Origin of the sequence: Dyadobacter sp. (assembly GCF_039919315.1) — a bacterium.
Taxonomy (GTDB): domain Bacteria; phylum Bacteroidota; class Bacteroidia; order Cytophagales; family Spirosomataceae; genus Dyadobacter.
Window position 1 is genome coordinate 1 of the sequence record NZ_JBDSFX010000093.1, and the last position, 18,347, is coordinate 18,347.

General features: G+C 45.8%; 13 protein-coding genes. 6 read left to right on the forward strand and 7 right to left on the reverse strand.

All coding sequences use genetic code 11. The features are described from left to right. The 3 genes from lpcA to ABIO93_RS27725 all read left to right on the forward strand — a co-directional run. Positions 1–484, forward strand: a 484-nt coding sequence (gene lpcA, locus ABIO93_RS27715) for a D-sedoheptulose 7-phosphate isomerase (protein WP_348073265.1), incomplete at its 5' end; no start/stop codon positions are given. Positions 485–524: 40 nt separating this feature from the next. After that, the gene (locus ABIO93_RS27720) at positions 525–962 is read left to right on the forward strand and encodes an NUDIX hydrolase (protein WP_348073266.1); all 438 of its coding nucleotides are present in this window, start codon (positions 525–527) and stop codon (positions 960–962) included. A gap of 93 nt (positions 963–1,055) precedes the next feature. Continuing rightward, entirely contained in the window at positions 1,056–4,838 is a 3,783-nt protein-coding gene (locus tag ABIO93_RS27725) for an SNF2-related protein (protein ID WP_348073267.1), read from the forward strand. 13 nt (positions 4,839–4,851) lie between these two features. Here ABIO93_RS27725 and ABIO93_RS27730 read toward each other — a convergent pair whose 3' ends face one another. The 6 genes from ABIO93_RS27730 to ABIO93_RS27755 all read right to left on the reverse strand — a co-directional run bounded on the left by ABIO93_RS27730 (position 4,852) and on the right by ABIO93_RS27755 (position 12,748). Continuing rightward, the gene (locus tag ABIO93_RS27730; protein ID WP_348073268.1) at positions 4,852–5,166 is read right to left on the reverse strand and encodes a hypothetical protein; all 315 of its coding nucleotides are present in this window, start codon (positions 5,164–5,166) and stop codon (positions 4,852–4,854) included. Between the two features lie 151 nt (positions 5,167–5,317). After that, positions 5,318–5,701 carry a RidA family protein gene (locus ABIO93_RS27735; protein ID WP_348073269.1) on the reverse strand — a complete coding sequence of 128 codons (384 nt, stop codon included), beginning with the start codon at positions 5,699–5,701 and terminating at the stop codon, positions 5,318–5,320. 50 nt (positions 5,702–5,751) lie between these two features. Continuing rightward, positions 5,752–7,899 (reverse strand): DNA helicase RecQ, encoded by a 2,148-nt coding sequence (recQ, locus tag ABIO93_RS27740; RefSeq protein WP_348073270.1) that lies wholly within the window; start codon positions 7,897–7,899, stop codon positions 5,752–5,754. A 64-nt stretch (positions 7,900–7,963) separates the two neighbouring features. After that, positions 7,964–10,078, reverse strand: a complete 2,115-nt coding sequence (locus ABIO93_RS27745; RefSeq protein WP_348073271.1) for a helix-hairpin-helix domain-containing protein — start codon at positions 10,076–10,078, stop codon at positions 7,964–7,966. Between the two features lie 25 nt (positions 10,079–10,103). Then, entirely contained in the window at positions 10,104–10,967 is an 864-nt protein-coding gene (nadC, locus tag ABIO93_RS27750; protein WP_348073272.1) for a carboxylating nicotinate-nucleotide diphosphorylase, read from the reverse strand. 17 nt (positions 10,968–10,984) lie between these two features. Then, a complete protein-coding gene (locus ABIO93_RS27755; RefSeq protein WP_348073273.1) occupies positions 10,985–12,748 on the reverse strand; it encodes a hypothetical protein in 1,764 nt (587 codons plus the stop codon). A 126-nt stretch (positions 12,749–12,874) separates the two neighbouring features. Here ABIO93_RS27755 and upp point away from each other — a divergent pair, with 126 nt between their 5' ends. Next, positions 12,875–13,519, forward strand: a complete 645-nt coding sequence (gene upp, locus ABIO93_RS27760; RefSeq protein WP_348073274.1) for a uracil phosphoribosyltransferase — start codon at positions 12,875–12,877, stop codon at positions 13,517–13,519. Positions 13,520–13,527: 8 nt separating this feature from the next. Here the strand turns inward: upp and ABIO93_RS27765 are convergent, their stop codons facing one another. Beyond that, on the reverse strand, positions 13,528–16,608 hold the full coding sequence (locus tag ABIO93_RS27765; RefSeq protein ID WP_348073275.1) for a carboxypeptidase-like regulatory domain-containing protein: 3,081 nt from the start codon (positions 16,606–16,608) through the stop codon (positions 13,528–13,530). Between the two features lie 212 nt (positions 16,609–16,820). Between ABIO93_RS27765 and ABIO93_RS27770 the strand changes: the two genes are divergently transcribed. Together ABIO93_RS27770 and ABIO93_RS27775 are read left to right on the forward strand one after the other, a co-directional pair. Beyond that, positions 16,821–17,888, forward strand: coding sequence for a sugar phosphate nucleotidyltransferase (locus ABIO93_RS27770; RefSeq protein ID WP_348073276.1), 1,068 nt, complete (start codon positions 16,821–16,823; stop codon positions 17,886–17,888). Positions 17,889–17,981: 93 nt separating this feature from the next. Continuing rightward, a complete protein-coding gene (locus ABIO93_RS27775; protein ID WP_348073277.1) occupies positions 17,982–18,251 on the forward strand; it encodes a hypothetical protein in 270 nt (89 codons plus the stop codon). Positions 18,252–18,347 lie beyond the last annotated feature (96 nt).

Below are 18,347 nucleotides of genomic sequence, written 5' to 3' on the forward strand. Positions count from 1 at the left end.
GGCCGGAATGATGGCCGATGCGATCATTCACAATGGAAAGATCATTTCCTGCGGCAATGGAGGCTCCCACTGCGACGCCATGCATTTTGCAGAAGAGCTTACTGGCAGATACCGCGACAACCGCCGCGCACTGCCTGCCATTGCTATTTCCGACGTGAGCCATTTGAGCTGTGTGAGCAACGATTTTGGATTCGAATATGTGTTTTCAAGATATATTGAAGGACTGGGACAGCCGGGAGACGTGTTGCTTGGACTCAGTACAAGCGGAAACTCTGCCAACATTATCCGTGCGGCCGAGGCAGCGAAAGCGAAAGGAATGAAAGTGATCATTATGTCGGGTAAAGACGGGGGCAAACTGGCTGGCGTCGCAGACGTTGAAATCCGTGTTCCGCACTTTGGCTATGCAGACAGAATTCAGGAAATTCACATCAAAGTGATCCATATTTTCATGTTACTTATTGAAAAAATGGTCTTAACGGACTAAATTGAGCAGATGACTTGCACCGTCTTTAATCCGTTACCTTATGAACGTACGCCCTTCGGCCATCATACTACTGAATGATTCTATTTTGACCTTGCGTTATTGCTACGGCGATACGGAGGTTTTTGCATTGCCTGGCGGAAATCCTGATCCCGGCGAATGTCTTTCCGAAGCACTTGTACGTGAACTTGATGAAGAACTGGGAATAGTAGCTGAGGTCCAGACAATGGTTTTCTGCGGCGAGGTAATCTGGCATGAAATCAAAAAAGAAACGCTGCATATGGTATTTCAAACTGAGATCACCGGAATTCCTAAGTTGAATCCGGTCCATACTACAGCCCTGGAAATAGTCTGGATGCCGATTGCAGCATTAGATACAAAACTATTATACCCTAATGTCGGCAGGCAGATTATCGGGTTTTATGAAAAATCATTGCATACGGGTCACATTGGCGTTATTGACCAGCCTTATGTAAGATAATCTGGTTTTTTGAAGCGGGCAGATATTTTCGCCTTCATTTCTATAAAAGAGAAAGGTACCGTACCTTTGCGTTTTTAACAGGCAGCAGGGTAAATGGAAAACGAAAAGAAGGAGAAATTATCCAACTTCCTGCTACGGCGCACGGAGAAGGATGTATTGTCAAGAGGGCGTTCCATTTATAGCAGTGGTGGCTTAAAAGTTTCCAAACTTGATTATAATGGTCCGGGTAACGCTGAGTTCAAAGTCAAAAGCGACTATTCCATTCAGTACTACCAGATTTACATCAGGGATTTTCTGACTCCCCAGATCACGACGGAGTGCTCATGCCCTGACAAAAATGGTCTCTGCAAACATCGTGTTGCAGCTATTTTGTACATTCTGGACAAGATGCCTACGATCAAGCAGGTTGTTCACGAAATGGAGGATACGGTCATTGATCTTCCCGAAATAAAAGAGATGCAGCTGCGGAACCTCGTGCTGGACGAAACCTGGAAAAACAAGGATTCGATCGGCCAGGTTGATATTATTTCCGCCAAGGAAGGTGAAGCAGAATGCGTAGTCCATGAAAATAATCAGGACTATTCGGTCACATTCCAGCGGATCAAGAACACCAAGCAGGTACATACTACCTGTACATGTGGTAAAAAGCTATGGGTACCACTTTGTGAACACAAGCTGGCGGCCTTGTTGAAACTGCGGGAAGAGCTCGGCGAGAAAGCATTTGAGGTCATGCGCGACCTCACGGTTGAGAAAAACAACCTCCTTGCCGAATACGGATACTCACTGGACGATACTTTAAAGGATAAGTTTGACTTCCGCCTCGATGAAGACGGGGGCCTTTTGCTGATCAAAATGGACCCTTCTTTGCAAAAAGTAGGGGAGTACCAGGATTGGCAAACGCTCAGGCAGCGGATATTGCCTGCACAAAATGTCACATTCAATATTTCTTCGGCTGACAGTGGGCAGGAGGAAGAGGACAGGATATCTATTTTTGTTTTTTGGCCAAAAGGGAAAAACCATTTGCTGGACATTGGTTTCGGTGTTTTTTCGGTCAAATACAGCTCCAAATCTGAAAAGGTTACCAATATCCGCAACATAGCGGGAGGTTCCAGCCATTATTATTCGGCAGATGAAATCCCTGTGCTTACGGAAGCAGATGCGCGACTGGTACGCGTAGCGAAGCATTGGGAAGAAGGGCTACAAAAGTTCATCAGGAAGCAAGGCTGGGCTTATAATGCTTACCTGCATTTTGATGATGTAAGCCCTGAGCAGCGTTACGAAGCCAGAAATTACGTAGGAAAGCAGATTAACAGGATCTTCAATGATCTCGATGGCGACCGATTGTTCCTTTCGGATGGCGACTACATTACCAGTAATAACCAGCTGACGCAGCTGGAACTGCACCGCGAGCCGGTCAAATTGTTTTTTGTTTTAACAGAAGACAAAGAGTTTATCACACTCAATCCATACGTCGAATTGCAGCCTGGTACACCTTTGGAACTGCAAAAAGTGATTTCGCTCGACAGTTTCTGGCTGGGTATTCATAACGAAAAGACACTTTTCCGGTGGGCTGGTCTTAGCGAGGCTGAAATGGTCGCGTACCTGGGCCAGAACGGATACAAGATCAGAGTTAAAAAGGATTTCTCGGAAGGTTTTTTGAACGAATGGATCATTCCGGTTACGGAGCAGTTTGATGTGATTTTTCAAACCCGTCACGAAGTACAGAGCCGCTTATTGCCTTTCCGCAAGCCAAAGATCTATCTCAAAGAAGACGACGCCAATTTGCTGATCGTGCCATCATTTGTGTACGAAGGAGAAGGTGAATCAGGGGAGATAGAGTTTCTGCACGATCAGCGGAGAACTAAGACCAGCTTTGAAAATAACCAGATTACAATGCTCGAACGAGACCAGCAGGCCGAAAATTCGGTTTGGGAATGGTTGAGGGCGTTGCATCCCGGCTTTGCGCACCAGGCAGGGCAACCGTTTTTCTACGTTCCTTTCGACAATGTGATGAAGGAAGGCTGGCTTTTCAATTTTGTTGAGGCAGTCGGAAAAAAGCAATATGACTTACTGGGCTTCAAGGATCTGAAAAAAATGCGTTTCAATCCAAACAGAGGTACCGTGAAGGTGAATGCCTCTTCCGGGATTGATTGGTTTGATATGCAGATTGAGATCATGTTTGGTGATCAGAAAGTTTCGCTTGCAGACGCCAAAAAGGCATTGCTAAAAAAGCAGAAATACATTCAACTCCAGGATGGTTCTTTGGGCGTTCTTCCCGACGAGTGGATCAGCAAACTGGAACCGCTTCTGCAATTTGGAAGAGTGGATGGCGAAAATATTCATTTGTCCAAAATTCACTTTTCGCTGATCGACGAGTTGGTTTCTGAACTCGACAATGAAGAGGTATTTCGCGAATTGTGGGAGAAAAAGCAGAAGCTACTGAATTTCAAAGAAATACCAAATGTGCCGCTTCCCGGAAATGTAAATGCCACACTGAGACAATACCAGGAGGAAGGGTATAAATGGATTAATTTCCTGGATGAATTCGGCTGGGGCGGCTGTTTGGCTGACGATATGGGTTTAGGTAAAACCTTACAGATGCTGACATTCCTGCAACAGCAAAAGAACATTAATCCCGAACATACGAACCTTGTCGTAGTGCCTACTACCCTGATTTTCAACTGGCAGGCAGAGGCGACTAAATTTACCCCGGACTTAAAATTATATGTTCATCGTGGCATGACGCGGCGGAAGGACATTAATTTTTTCAGAGAATATGACATCATTCTGACGACTTACGGTACGATGCGCAGCGATGTGGAGTTGCTAAGGCAGTTTGATTTCCATTATATAGTGCTGGATGAGGCGCAGGCCATTAAAAACCCTGATTCGCTCACATCCAAGGCATCGCGGTTGTTAAGGGCGAAGAACCGCCTGACCATGACGGGTACCCCGGTCGAAAACAACACCTTCGACCTTTATTCTCAGTTTGAATTCCTGAACCCGGGAATGCTGGGCCACGCAGACTTTTTCCGTACGGAATACGCTACACCGATTGACAGGTATCAGGATAAAGAAAAGGCTGCCGAATTGCGGAAGCTGGTATACCCTTTCATGCTCAAAAGGACTAAGGAAGAAGTAGCAACCGACTTGCCTGACAAAACGGAGACGATATTGTTCTGCGAAATGGGCAACAAGCAGCGGAAGGTTTACGACACATTCCGTGAGCGCTATCGCCAGGAAATTGCCGAAAAGCTTGCGACCGAGGGATTGAATAAAAGCAGTTTCCTCATTTTGGAAGCATTATTGAAACTAAGACAGATTTGCGATTCGCCTTCGATTTTGTCGGGCGATGAAGACTTTGGCAATGAATCGGCCAAGCTGGAAGAGATCACAAGGGAGATAGAAGAGAATGCGTCTAATCATAAAATATTGATTTTCAGTCAGTTTTTAGGAATGCTCGATTTAATCCGCAAGCATCTTGAAAAAGTAAACATACCTTACGAATACCTCGACGGGCAAACTGTGGACCGGGCTGGAAGGGTTAACCGTTTCCAGAGCGATCAGACGTGCCGCGTGTTCTTAATGAGCCTGAAAGCGGGTGGCGTAGGGCTAAACCTGACCGAAGCTGATTACGTGTATCTGGTTGATCCCTGGTGGAATCCCGCTGTGGAGCGCCAGGCCATTGACCGCACGCACCGGATTGGTCAGACGCGCAAAGTATTTGCTTATAAAATGATTTGTAAGGATACGATTGAGGAAAAAATTCTTTTGCTTCAGCAGCGGAAGCAGGATTTGGCGGAAGATCTGGTAGGAGGAGAATCGGGCTTTATTAAAAAGCTAAGTCAGGATGATATTATGGGATTATTCAGCTAAGCCGGACATTGGTTTAGTTGAAGCCCAGAATTTTATTTCCGGAAGAAATATTAAGCAAGTTTTGGTTGAGCAATTTGGCAGTAGCCGTTTTTGAGGTACTGTCAACAGAAGCAAATTCGAAAAGTTGGGTATTTTTCAGTGCATAAGCCTCGCGACCAGTCATTTTGACATTTTTATCTGCCAATGCACTGCCACTTAAATTTTCTGACGGGGAATTGTACATTTTTTCCACACTTCCACTCCTGATGGCTTTATAGCGGGCTTCTTTTTGTAATACGCAAAGAATTAGTAAAAAGGATGCTATGAGTAAAGTACGATGATTTTTCATAATTAAATGGCCATGTGTTAGGGTCCAATTCAGACAACTACACCACAAAGAGCAAATTTCAGGCCAGAAGGTTGGAAACGAGAAAAAAATATTTTTAATAGAAAAAGGCCCTTACCGATTAGTATGGGCCTTTTTTAACTATTTCTTTATATTACTGCACAATAGCGGTAAACTCTATTTCGACCAGATAGTCAGGAGAAACCAGTTTACTGATTTCGTAAATTCCGGTAGTCGGTTTAATGTCACCAAAAAACGCCCCATGCGCCCGGGCGATTTCGTCAAAAAGAGTGATATCGGTGGTGAAAATCCGCGTGCGAATTACATCGCTCAGGCTCGCCCCGGCGTCTTCCAGCACCTTCGCAATTCTTTCAATAATGTTGTTGGTCTGAGCAAAAGCATCGTCGGCTTTCACTTTTTCTCCGTCTACAATGGCTACTGTTCCGGCAACTTCCACGATGTTCCCAATGCGTACCGCGCGGCAGTACCCCATTTTGTCCTCCCAGGGCGACCCGGAAAGTATATTTTGTCTTGGCATATAATTGGGTTGATTTTTGAAATGTAAATATAATGTTGAGGCGAATAATTTCACCTCTCCTCCTCCCAAATCGCCATCGCCAGCCGGATCTGGCCATAGTCAAACTGCTCATTAAGCAGCTCGAATAATGGTTTCAGTGGATCATTTTTTCCTACCTGGATTTCCTGTGCGGCCTGAATGATGGTGTTGTAGGCTTTTTTGTCGATCAATGCTTTGAGATCAATGTCGTGGCCGTCTTCTTTCAGCTTTACCAAATGAGAGATGATCGTTACCGTACTAAGGTTTCTTTTTTCGGCCAGATCATTCAGTAAATAGCCTTCCTTGTACAGATCCAGCGTTTCAATGTAAGTCATGCCTTTGATGACCCTCGTTCCTGGTTTCGTATTTTCTTTTGCAAATGACAAGATCTCATTGATAAATGTTTCTCCGTATCGCCGGAACTTCTCAGCCCCGATCCCGGAAACAGCTTTCATCTGCGCCTCGGAAACCGGCTTTTTCTGTGCCATTTCGGATAATGTAGCGTCACTGAAAACAACATACGGAGGTACTGCAAGCGCGTCGGCCATTTGTTTCCTAAGCATCCTCAGTCTTTCAAACAAGGCATCGCGAATGATCTCCTGCTTGGGTTTTTCCTTTGGTAACAGCTCATCTTCCTTGGCTTTACGCTCGCTGATCGGGATGAATTTCACAAGCTCTACCTTCCGTTCGCCTTTTAAAATCTGCCTGCTGACCGGATTGAGCTTAAACGAATGTCCTTCATCGTAAGCAATGTCCATAATACCGGAATTCAAAAGCTGGCTAATGTACTCCGCCCATTCTTCGCCGCGGAGCTCGATACCAACGCCGAATGTAGGCAGGCGCTCGTAGCCATGTTGCAGTACATTCCGGTTGCGACTGCCTCGCAAAATGTCAATCAGCATACCCATTGCTATCTTCTGATCCGTGCGGGCAATGCCTGACAATGCTTTTTGAGCAATGACAGTAGCATCGAAACGGGTTCTCGGGTTGCGGCATACATCGCAGTTGCCGCAATCCTTTTCTACGGCTTCATTGAAATAGCTTAGCAAAATCCGTCTGCGGCAAATATCGGCCTCCGCATACTGTTTCATGCGGTTGAGCTTCGCATGCAGCAATTCCTTCTGCTCGGCCGACTGATCGGAATTATTGATCATATCCTGCCTGGTAATAATGTCTAGGTAGCTGTAAAACAGCACTGTATCGGACGGTGAGCCATCGCGACCAGCCCTGCCTATTTCCTGGTAGAAGCTTTCCACATTGGAAGGCAGGTTATAGTGAATGACCCAACGCACATTGGATTTATCAATACCCATACCAAAAGCAATAGTCGCTACGATCACCTGAATGTCGTCTTTCAAGAATTGCTCCTGAACTTTCGAACGTTTATCAGCGGCCAATCCTGCATGGTAAAATTCTGCTTTAAAACCTGCATTCCGCAGACTGGCTGCCACAGTTTCCGTGCTTTTGCGGCTCAGGCAATATATAATACCAGCTTGTCCGTCGTGTTTACCAATAAAACTTTGTATCTGCTGTAACCGTTTCCGGCCTGGTAACACGCTCAGATTAAGGTTAGGACGGTCAAAGCTGGCAATGAATGTTTCGGCGTGCTCGATGTTGAGCTGCTTCAAAATATCCCTGCGCGTAACCCGGTCCGCGGTAGCGGTGAGCGCAATGATGGGGACATCGGGAAAGCGTACTTTAAGGCCGATTAACTGGCGGTATTCAGGACGAAAATCATGTCCCCAGGAAGAAATACAATGTGCCTCATCGATGGCGAAAAGACATACATTCCATTCCCGCAGGAACTCGAAGGTATTACCGGAAAAAAGCCTCTCAGGAGCAATGTAGAGCAATTTCAACTCGCCTACTTTCGCCTGCCACATCACCTGGTCCTGCTCAGCAGAAGATAATGTGGAGTTCAGAAATGCCGCATTGACGCCGTTTCCACGCAATGCTTCCACCTGGTCTTTCATCAATGCGATCAGCGGAGAAATCACTACCGTGAGTCCATCGCGGAGGATGGCGGGAATCTGAAAACAGACGGATTTTCCACCGCCAGTGGGCATAAGTACAAGACAATCACGGTTTTCCATAACAGTATCAATGATCTGAGACTGCTGTGGGCGAAAGGAGTCGTAACCGAAATATCTTTTTAGTGCGTCTAGTTTGTTGTCTGACATTTTAGCAATTGTAAGTAGGTATTATTTCAAAATATTTTCTCCTTCACGGCGCAAAAATAGGCACTCAAAACTGATACATCACCTGTGCTTTGATTTCGCTCCGCTTATTTCCTTCAATTTCATTCAGGCCTGAACTGATCTTGTCCAGCTTGGCATACCTCGTCTGCGACCATCGTAACCATATTTTCAGGTCTTTGGTCAAATTATATCTCGCCATTAAATAGTGCCGGGTTCCGGTATCGTAATAAGCAGGAACGGAGAATGCATAAAGCATGTCTTTTTCATAAGCATATTGCCGGCTGTCGTAGTCATCTGTTTTGAAGAAAGCCAGTCTGCCACTGAATTCTATTTTTGCAAAATGCCATGTAACATCCTGAAAAACAGTTAGTCCATTCGATTTTGAAATATCCCTGTAAGCGAAATTTCCATATTGAAAACGCGTTCGAACAGAAAATCGCAGCGGAACTTCGTACTCTACATTGATCATCGCGGTGCGGCGGACAGTGGTCGACAGCGGAAGTGACGGCAGGTCGCCGGGCTGATTGTGTTGCTTGTGTTTTTCGTGGTATAGCATATAGGCATTGAACCGTTTATTGGGTTTGTAAAGTGTATGGAAGTAATAGTCAAAACCTTTCGAAGCCGCATCAATCTGGTATTTGAGCCACGGGAACCGGAAACGATCGGAGTATGCACTAAGCTGCCAGCGCCGGTTTGGCATATACCTCAGTCCTGCATAGGCGCCTGCCTCATTGATTGGCCGCGTGGATTCGCTCAAAGAATTTCCGTAAAATGTGTGAAAACTGCGGGAGTAATGTCTGGCTAGCAGCGACAAGTCCCATTTCTTTCCCAGTCCGGCGATTGCCCCCGCTAACAATCCGGTACCACCGCTTTTGGACACAGCACCTTCGCCGAAAAAGTGAAAATTCTGCCACCGGTAATCGCCATGTGCACCGGCCACGAAGTTTTGTTTACCCGAAAATTCAAAGCGATTGTAAGGAACGTCCCTCTTGCGGATCGTCGAATGATAGGCAGTATGCAGGAATGTAAAGCCCAGCTGTCCTTTTTGTGATGAGAGCTTATAGAGAATGTGCAAACCAACATTCCGCTCGGCGAGTATATTGTGTTTTTCGCGCTCGCTCGGTGTGCGGTGATAACCCGAAATGGGTAATGAGGTAGTGATAGCCTCGTCCAAAACTTGCTCCTGACTCGCGTCTCGCCGACTTCCTGAATAAAAAGCGGTGAGATCAATGTGGGAATGGATTGCATAAGTCGCGGCAATTCCTCTCAGAAAATTAGTTTCCACCACGGATGTATAGGGCCTGATTCCCAATGTGCTTCTGTAAACGGTCCTGATCACTTCCGATCCTTTGCCCAACGAAAATCCCGCGCCGAAGATCATTCCCTGGCCAGCCTGCACCTGATAGTCGCCTATGATCAGGTTTTTGAGCTTTCCGCGGTTCATGAGCTGTGCGTGAAATGACGAGAAGTCGATCCCGAATATTTGCTTTCCGGCTTCCCAGTTCCATAACTTTTCTCCCGCATCTTTCTCCAATGTAAATCCGAAACTGTAAGATCCGGTCCGGGCATTGCGATATCTCAGATAACCGTTTCCAGCGCGTCCCTGATACCGGGTGGTCGCATTGGAACCCGAATCTGGTATTATGAATCCTTTTTGCTTTTCCAATAACTTCCCTGATCGCAACATCAAAAAGTGCTGACTGGGGTTTTTGATTGACTCGCGAAATGATATGGGTTTCGGTTTGACAATTACAAAAGGCAATAGTTTCTGAATCGTAGCAAGATCGAAACCCGGAACGGCTTGTAACTCGTACAATGAAAGTAACGGTCCCAATTTTTCACGATAATCAAAAAACGAACGTAGCTGAGTTTCAGACAGGATCAAGGTGGCCGAGAGCTCGTCGGGAGTTGCTGTGTTCAGATCGAGCGGGCTTGCATACAACTGAACAAGAGATTCATACAGATCTGAATCTTCACTATCCTCAGCCGGGACTGGGAAAAGGCTTTGAATGAATTGAGCAATGTCGATTTCCTTGCGGGTAGGTTCCTGGGCGGAGAGAAGGCCAGGGAAGCTAAAATATATGCTGAACAGTAAAAGATACTGTCTCAGCGAAAGACTGTTATTCTTAAAAGCGTATGCATTTCTGAGGTGTTTTGGCATACGCTCTTTTTGGTTTGATGAAAGGTTAGAAGGCTTTTAAACTTAAATCCAGACTTCGTGCCTGATGGGTGAGCGCCCCGCTGGATATGCCATCCACGCCGGTTTCTGCCACAGCACGTAATGTTTTTTCAGTAATGTTGCCGGACGCCTCGGTTTCAAAACGGTCACCAATTCTTTTCACCGCCTCCCGCATATCGTCCAGCGAAAAATTGTCGAGCATAATGATGTCCACCGCTCCTACGCGCAATACTTCGTCAACTTCTGCCAGGTTCCTGGTTTCTATTTCAATTTTCAGGTCTCGGCCTGTTTCCTTCAAATATTTTCGTGCACCGGTAATCGCTGCTTCAATGCCTCCTGCATAATCCACATGATTATCTTTCAGCATGATCATGTCGTAAAGCCCCATTCGGTGGTTCACCGCTCCGCCGATTTTCACCGCCATTTTCTCGAATAAGCGGAAGTTGGGCGTTGTTTTACGGGTATCCAGCAACTTGACCGGCAAGTCGGCTATCAATGCGCTCATTTGCCTTGCATAAGTGGCGATACCACTCATTCGCTGCATAATATTGAGCACCAGTCGCTCCGATTTCAGGATTAATCGTGCATTTCCTTCCACCGTCAAAACGACGTCCCCTATTTTGACGGGAGAACCATCAAAAAGTAACACATTTATTTTCAGGGGGGGATCATTATAGTAAGCGGCGGTCTCTTCAAAGATGATATTTGCTACTTCTACACCTGCCAGAATACCATCCTGCTTGACCAGCAGCTTCGCGCGTTTGGTTGCATTTGCGGGCACAGCGGAGAGAGAAGAATGGTCTCCGTCGCCAATATCTTCCAGTAAAGCAAGCCTGACAAGGTTGCGTAGCTCATGCGGGTTAGTTTCCATTTTCGACTTAGATTAAATCAGTACGTTTGCTGGCGGTATGCCATGTTGTAGCGTATGGCAAATGTAAAAATGTTGGAGTTGGTAGCAACATTTACATCCTGAGATTTGATTTTCCTCATCTGATAACGACCGTCGAGGAACAGGTTATGGGCAAGCGAATAGGAGAGCCGCAAGTCCGTAAATGTAGTGGACGCTTTGATACCCTGACCGATTTTCTGATCCTTGTCTCCATTGCGGTTCACATTTCTGTCGTCATAATTTTTCGTAAGATCACTTCCGAAATTCATATACGGTCCGCTTGTAGGATCCTTGCCCTGCGTCGCCATCATAATGGTACTGTATGCGGATATTCGCGACGTGATCTTATAGCGAATTATACCCAGGTACTCCCTGAAATTGGCCCCTAGCGGGTGTGCGAGTGATTGTCCGTAATGCATATAATTTCTTCCGCCGTCTTTATGCGAATAGGTATACGGCCGGACTACATTGTATTCAGCCTGTAAATCGAGGTTTGGGACGCCGAATGCATCAACGTATTTTCCGCCAAGCTGGAAGCTGTATTTGTTAGTCCAGTATTTGCTTCCATTAAAAAGGTATTTGGTAAGAAACTCATCCAGAACGAATTGACTGTAGATAGAAGCTTTTTTGCCAACCAGCCATCGAAAGTCGAAACCCAGAATAGCATTGTCCTGGCTTCCCAGGTATGACTCCACGTACCGGTAAAAGATGATAGGGTTCAGATAATTCAGATCGTAACCTCCGCCTACTGAGTCACGATTAAAAACTTCGGCTTCGAATACTCCGAAATTGATCTTGTCGGTAATGTTAACGCTCAAGTGGTGAATAGCAGCGAATTTTTTATTCCTTAAAAGTTTACTGTAGGAATTATCACCAGTATTAACCATGCTCGTCCACAAATTGGTGTAATGAAACTTACCTAGCTGTGTATCAAGTCTGAGAAACAAATATGGGCTGCTGTTATCTGATAAAACCAATGATCGGTAGCCACTACCAAAGACATTGTAGTCGTGACCAAATTTGAGGTTAATGCTTTTAAGAGGACGGAATGTAATGTATCCTCTCGCCGTAAGGAAATCGATGCCATGGTTGCGGGTGACCTTGGCTAGTCCTTCGCCGGGGAAGCTATATTTTGTCTTAAAATCGTCGACATATCTCGGATAACGACCTTGATTGTCAGCTACATAAGTGTAAAATCCAAGCTTCTCATTAATCATTCCACGAATTTCCACACCGCGGCTAGTTCCCCACAGCGATTGGTGCGCAGTCGTGTCATAGCTATTGTCCTTTCCAATGAAATTGGTCGTCGTAAAATTGAAATGCAGATCAAAGTCCTTGTTGTGTATGCTGTATAAGTCGGCTGGATGATCGAAGAAGCGTCGTTTTTTTCCTGCGGGGGGATTTTTGAACCAGCCCAGGCGGGCCAGTTTATTATATTTTGCGGAATCGGTTGAAATCATTCCTTTGGTCCATTCCCAGCTGTCTTCGCGAAGGTAGTCAATGGTTTCCCAGTCCCGGTCGGTCAGATTGATGGTGCCTTCTTTCAGGAGTGAATCGGTCAGTGCTACTACCGCTTTTCTCTCAAACGGCTTGACATTGGAGTGAAAGCCTTCTGTAAACTTGCCGCGTTTGATTTCGAGACGGTCTATCAGATGGTAATAATCGTCATTAAAAGGTATAAATGAACTTTGTGCATGTACGTACGACAGGGTTATCAGTGTTAAAATCGATATTTTAAAAAGCCGGATAATTCCTTGATACATAGGCAAAAAAAATCTACTATTCACACCAACTGATCTCTTTCGGATAATTTTTCAAATAACTGTTCCAAATTACGTCAATGAATTTGTATTATCTTGCATGGAGTAGTTTAAAAAACTGGCCAACCTATGTTTTTACTTTCCCAAAAGCCCTCCATTGCCGATCATTATCTGGCCGAACTTAGAGATGTAAATGGTCAGAAAGACCGGATGAGGTTTCGTAGAAATATGGAGCGTGTCGGCGAGTTGTTGGCTTACGAGCTTTCAAAAACGCTTACTTTTAAAACCGAGAAAGTAGAAACTCCATTGGGACAAGCGTCATCCAGGTCACTCCTGCAGCCTGTTGTACTGGCGACCATCCTGCGCGCCGGGCTCCCTTTCCATCAGGGTTTTCTCAGTATTTTTGACAGAGCGGATAATGCCTTCATTGGCGCATACCGGGGACATCATATCAATGCGGAAGAGGAGTTTACGGTCGAAATGGACTACATTACCAGCCCTGACCTGACCGGTAAAATACTGATCCTCATAGATCCGATGCTTGCTACGGGTCGGTCGATGGAAAAAGTATACCATGCTTTGCTACGCTTTGGGATACCTTCTCAGACTCACATTGCTTCGGTCATAGCCAGTCCGGAAGGTGTGGATTATTTACAAAAAAGAATTCCGCACTGCCGTTTATGGCTCGGTGCAGTCGACCAAAAACTGAATGAACAATATTACATTGTTCCCGGCCTGGGCGATGCGGGCGATCTGGCTTACGGAGAGAAATAGCTTTTCGGTCAGTTCAGCAATTCATCAAATGCAATGGATACGTAATAGGTGGAGCCTACATTGGGGCTTCCAAATGCCTGTATGTAAGATTTTCCAAAGAGATTAGTACCGCCAATTTTAATAATCGATTTAAGAGATCTCACTTTCATACTTACCTGCGCATCCAGATTACTAATGGCAGGTACCTGTGTGTTTGAGAAAATAGGTACTTCGGTCGTAGTAGGTATCGTGAAGCTCGATTCCCACACAAATGCCTGCTGGTAACGGTACACTATATTGAACCCAAATGCGCTGCCGCTCGTGATCCTTTTTCCGAAGCTCACATTATAGCGATATTTGGGCGTATTGAACTGCGAATATTCCACTTCTGCCGACGGTTTGAAATCGGTAATTTCATTGTTAGCCACGTTACCTCCCACATTAAATCCTTTTGGTAAAGCATAATTGAGGCCAATCGCGAAGCCGCGGGTGGTAATGGTCTCATTGGTGTTCACGGCGCGCGCAAATCCGTTGAAATTTCCTACGCCAATTCCCGATTCAATGGGCAGCCCGGGTGCCGCCGCAGCGGTGGGAACGACAATGACCGCGCCACCTATAAAGTCTTTGTACTTGCTGATGTAATAATAGGCGTCGATAAACAATTTCTTGGCTATGATCCCTTTATAACCGATTTCGTACGATGCAATGCGTTCTGGTTTCAGTTTGGCTACTTTATATTTAGGCAATTTTTCCAATGCATACGCTTTGGCAAGATCCGGAACCAGCCCGGGCACCTGCGCGGCGAGGATACCGGGAAGCTGCGCCGATAGTACGCCCGGTAATGTCTGGTTTACACCCGCCGCGACCGCAGCCTGGATCGCATTGGGGTCGTTGGGAACCGTGCCTGCTGCTACCGCCTGGTTGACCAAATTCGTTACCTGGGCTGTCACGGCCTGGGTAATGGCAACGGTCGCTTGCTGGGTTACTGCGGCCGTGGCGTAGTTAGTGGCGCTGGCTACAATGCTTGGGTCACTGGCGATCAATTGTTTAATGGCAGTCTCAGATAAATTTTGTCTCAAAATACCTCTCGAAAGCCCATAACGCTCGTCAAACTCCGGTAAGCCGCCTACCAGCGTTCCTGATGGCGTTTTTAAGTCGATGTACTGATTTTGCGTGGTTGGAATGCGAAAGCCGGTCTGGTAGGAAAGGCGGATATTTTGTTCTCCGAAAGAAGTAACTGCTGAAATACGCGGCGTGAATTGCCCGTCGAAATTTTCATTCTTGTCATAACGGATCGAACCGGTTAGTTTTAAATGATTAGACAACAAGTTCTTACCAGCCTGCACAAATGCTCCGTACTCATTAATAGGAATCGTCCCCGTTCTTCCCTCTTTGTTATCCGCAAATAAAGTACCACCCGACCTGAGCCGGTATCTCCTGTAATTGGCACCAGCGAGCAGTTCGATAAACTTCACCTCATTTTTGAAATTATAAAAGCCTTCAATATGATATAGCTGCGTTTTGTCGGCAAAACCGCCGCCGCCTTCTACAATGGGCGAATTTCGGTACTTATCCAGCAATTGCGTAAAAGCAGGTGTTCCGGGTTTGGGCATTCCCTGGTCTGCAAATTGCCTGGCCGCGAGATGAGCCTCTTCTTCCGTCATTCCACTGGCACGGCTGGTCGCAAAAGCACCCGTGTATTCTCCAAACCAGGTACTGTGCGCTTTATAGCCATTTAACATTGAAACGGCCGCAAGACCTGATAGATAGGACTTTCCGGATCTTTCCTGGGTGGTATACGCCCGTAATGTGAAATTGTCTCCGCGTAATTCCAGCTTAGCCTGGGTCAGGTTGAAATCCCTGAGCGAATACCGGCCGGTACCCGTGTAAACGGTCGTTCCATAGCCATAATTCACCTGCGCTACCGCTTCGATCTTTTCATTGATACGATAATGTAGTGCAGCATTGGTTTTGAAACTCTTGGTGTTGTAGTCTACCAGGTCTTTTTCAAGATACCCGGTGCGGCTTACAAATGTGCTGGGTACGAGTCCAACGGCCTGCTGCGGAATGAGGCCGTTTGCTGCCAGTGTTTTGGCCACAGCATTGATATTGGTCTGAACTTCGTCACCGTAGGTATTCATGCCGTCGTAGTCAGGATCTGTGCCTTTTCCGCGGGTAGGGTCGGGGTTTCCGCCTACATTCAGATTGGTATAGTTGGTCGCTTCCCAGTCTTTGGCCTGGATGTAAGAGAAGTTAACCTTGAATGCAAATTTGTTATTAAAAGCCTTCGCATACCGGATCGTGGCGTCGACAAACGGGGTAGTGGCATCCTCCCGGTGCGATTCGTGCATGACGCCGCTTTTCACGCTGGCACTCAATCCCTGATAAAGGAATGGACTCTTGCTGTTCATCAAAATAAGACCATTAATCGCATTGGGGCCATATAATGCTGAGGCAGCACCAGGCAAAACCTCCACGCTTTCCACGTCCAGCTCAGACAGACCGACAATATTATCAATCGGGAAATTCAGTCCGGGCGCCTGATTGTCCATCCCGTCGATCATCTGAACAGTACGCGGATTTCCAGTGCTCCCGAAGCCCCGCATGTTGATGGATTTGAATAAGACGCCTTGAGTGGTCATATCAATGCCTTTCAGATTGGCGAGTGCGTCATAGAAGTTAGTGGCAGGAGAATCGCGGATTCCCCGGATATCCATTTTTTCAATGGCTACCGGAGATTTCATGACACTTTCCTCTACGCGGGATGCAGAAACTACGATCTCTTTTCCCAAAACCGCCTGCTCGGCAAGTTTCACTTCGAGTTTGGAGACTCCTCCCGTTACTTCGATTTCCTGGGTTTGAAACCCGACGGAGGAAATAATAATGGTAAATGGCGGGGCTGATGTGGTCGAGAGGCTGAACTGACCTTTCGTGTCCGTGATCGTGCCGGTTACCTTTCCTTTCACTTGTATGCTCACGCCCACGAGGGGCTCTCCGGTTGAAAATTCGAGCACTTTACCTTCCAGATTGGTTTGTGCCCTGGAATTTATACTTAGCAGCAACGCCAGAAAAAAGAGCGAAAGCCGAAGTAGGGTAAAAATACGTTTCATGGTTTTTAATAGTTGAGCTGTTATAAGCAAGATATAAGAATTATCGAGATTATGATCATTATACAGTACTGTTTTTTCTTCGAATTATCTCTCAATTCAATTCCTTATGCTAATTTGTGCGTCTTTTTGGGCATTGATTTGGGCTATTACTGACTGTTTATCATTAGTTTTGAACAGTTTTCATAGTGTGAATAAAAAATTTGCCTTTCACAATGCAGGATACTTATGTTATTATAATGGCAGGAGGAGTGGGGACGAGGTTTTGGCCTTTTAGCCGGACAGATTTTCCAAAGCAGTTTCATGATGTGCTGGGAACCGGCAAAACACTTTTGCAACAAACGGTAGAGAGATTCGACGGAGTTTGCCCTATTGAAAATATTTATATTGTTACCAGCCAGGAATACAAGGAGCTTGTAAAAGAGCAAATTCCAGCGCTGAGCTATGATCAGATCCTGCTGGAACCGCACCGTCGCAATACCGCGCCGTGCATTGCCTATGCTTGCTATAAAATTGCTGCGCAGAATCCCAACGCCAATGTGGTAGTGGCACCTGCCGACCATATTATCCTGAAAGAAGAGGTATTTAAAGATACGATCAGGGTTGCCTTGGGTGCAACGCGTAACGAGGATATTCTGATAACGCTGGGCATTCAGCCTACCCGTCCTGATACCGGGTATGGATACATTCAATATATTCCGGACAAGCTCACGGTTAAAAAAGTAAAGTCATTTACCGAAAAGCCTCATCTTGAACTTGCATTGCAATTTTTGGATAGCGGTGATTTTGTTTGGAATGCAGGGATTTTTGTGTGGAATGTCAATTCGTTTAAAAAGGCGCTCGAAGAATTTCAGCCTGATATTGCGGAGATTTTTGGAGGAGGTGACCCGCATTACTACCTTGAATCGGAAGATAATTTTATCCAGCGCGCTTACCAGCATTGCGGCAGCATTTCCATCGACAATGGTATCATGGAAAAGGCGGAAAATGTACACGTTGTTTTGAGCAATTTCGGCTGGTCAGACCTGGGTACCTGGAAATCGCTTTACGAAGTTTCCGAAAAAGATGCGAATCTGAACGTAACAGATGGAAACCTGATCCTTCACAATACCACGAACTCCATCATTAAGACGCCCCAGGATAAATTGGTGGTCATTGACGGGCTCGATGGCTTTATTGTCGCGGAGTATGACGGCGTACTGCTCATTTGTAAAAAGGAAGACGAGCAAAAGGTCAAAGAATTTGTAGCCGAAGCCAAAGAGCTCAATCCGAAATATGTTTAAAGCCAACCGATAGGAAAGCCAGGTCGTTGAGGCCTGGCTTTATTGTTTCTGATTTTGTATATTTGTTTAGTGTCGAATTAAACAATACCTGCTATGTCTAGTCGGGAAATCAAATCAGAAGTAATACGACTGGTGAATACAGTCGATGCGGATCGTATGGAGGATTTGCTTTCCACGATTCGGGCTTTTACCGATCAACAAGATATAGACACAGATATTGATCACAATTCTCCTGAATTACTAAAAGAACTCAACCAATCTCTACAACAAGCCAAAGCCGGTCAGCTAATTTCTAACGGAGATGTCCTAAAAGAAGTAAAGCGTGTCTTACGAGCTAAAGTGGACTTCTCTGGCAAAGGATAATTACCTTGACACGGTATCTTACATTTACGATACCTGGGGAGAATCAAGTGCAGAAAAATTTACAGATAATTTGGAAACCAGTTTGAAAAACCTGGA

Excerpts from the sequence above, each read along its gene's own strand:
- ABIO93_RS27720 (WP_348073266.1), top strand. The coding sequence starts at position 525 with ATGAACGTACGCCCTTCGGCCATCATACTACTGAATGATTCTATTTTG.
- ABIO93_RS27725 (WP_348073267.1), top strand. The coding sequence starts at position 1,056 with ATGGAAAACGAAAAGAAGGAGAAATTATCCAACTTCCTGCTACGGCGC.
- ABIO93_RS27730 (WP_348073268.1), bottom strand. The coding sequence starts at position 5,166 with ATGAAAAATCATCGTACTTTACTCATAGCATCCTTTTTACTAATTCTT.
- ABIO93_RS27735 (WP_348073269.1), bottom strand. The coding sequence starts at position 5,701 with ATGCCAAGACAAAATATACTTTCCGGGTCGCCCTGGGAGGACAAAATG.
- recQ (WP_348073270.1), bottom strand. The coding sequence starts at position 7,899 with ATGTCAGACAACAAACTAGACGCACTAAAAAGATATTTCGGTTACGAC.
- ABIO93_RS27745 (WP_348073271.1), bottom strand. The coding sequence starts at position 10,078 with ATGCCAAAACACCTCAGAAATGCATACGCTTTTAAGAATAACAGTCTT.
- nadC (WP_348073272.1), bottom strand. The coding sequence starts at position 10,967 with ATGGAAACTAACCCGCATGAGCTACGCAACCTTGTCAGGCTTGCTTTA.
- ABIO93_RS27755 (WP_348073273.1), bottom strand. The coding sequence starts at position 12,748 with ATGTATCAAGGAATTATCCGGCTTTTTAAAATATCGATTTTAACACTG.
- upp (WP_348073274.1), top strand. The coding sequence starts at position 12,875 with ATGTTTTTACTTTCCCAAAAGCCCTCCATTGCCGATCATTATCTGGCC.
- ABIO93_RS27765 (WP_348073275.1), bottom strand. The coding sequence starts at position 16,608 with ATGAAACGTATTTTTACCCTACTTCGGCTTTCGCTCTTTTTTCTGGCG.
- ABIO93_RS27770 (WP_348073276.1), top strand. The coding sequence starts at position 16,821 with ATGCAGGATACTTATGTTATTATAATGGCAGGAGGAGTGGGGACGAGG.
- ABIO93_RS27775 (WP_348073277.1), top strand. The coding sequence starts at position 17,982 with ATGTCTAGTCGGGAAATCAAATCAGAAGTAATACGACTGGTGAATACA.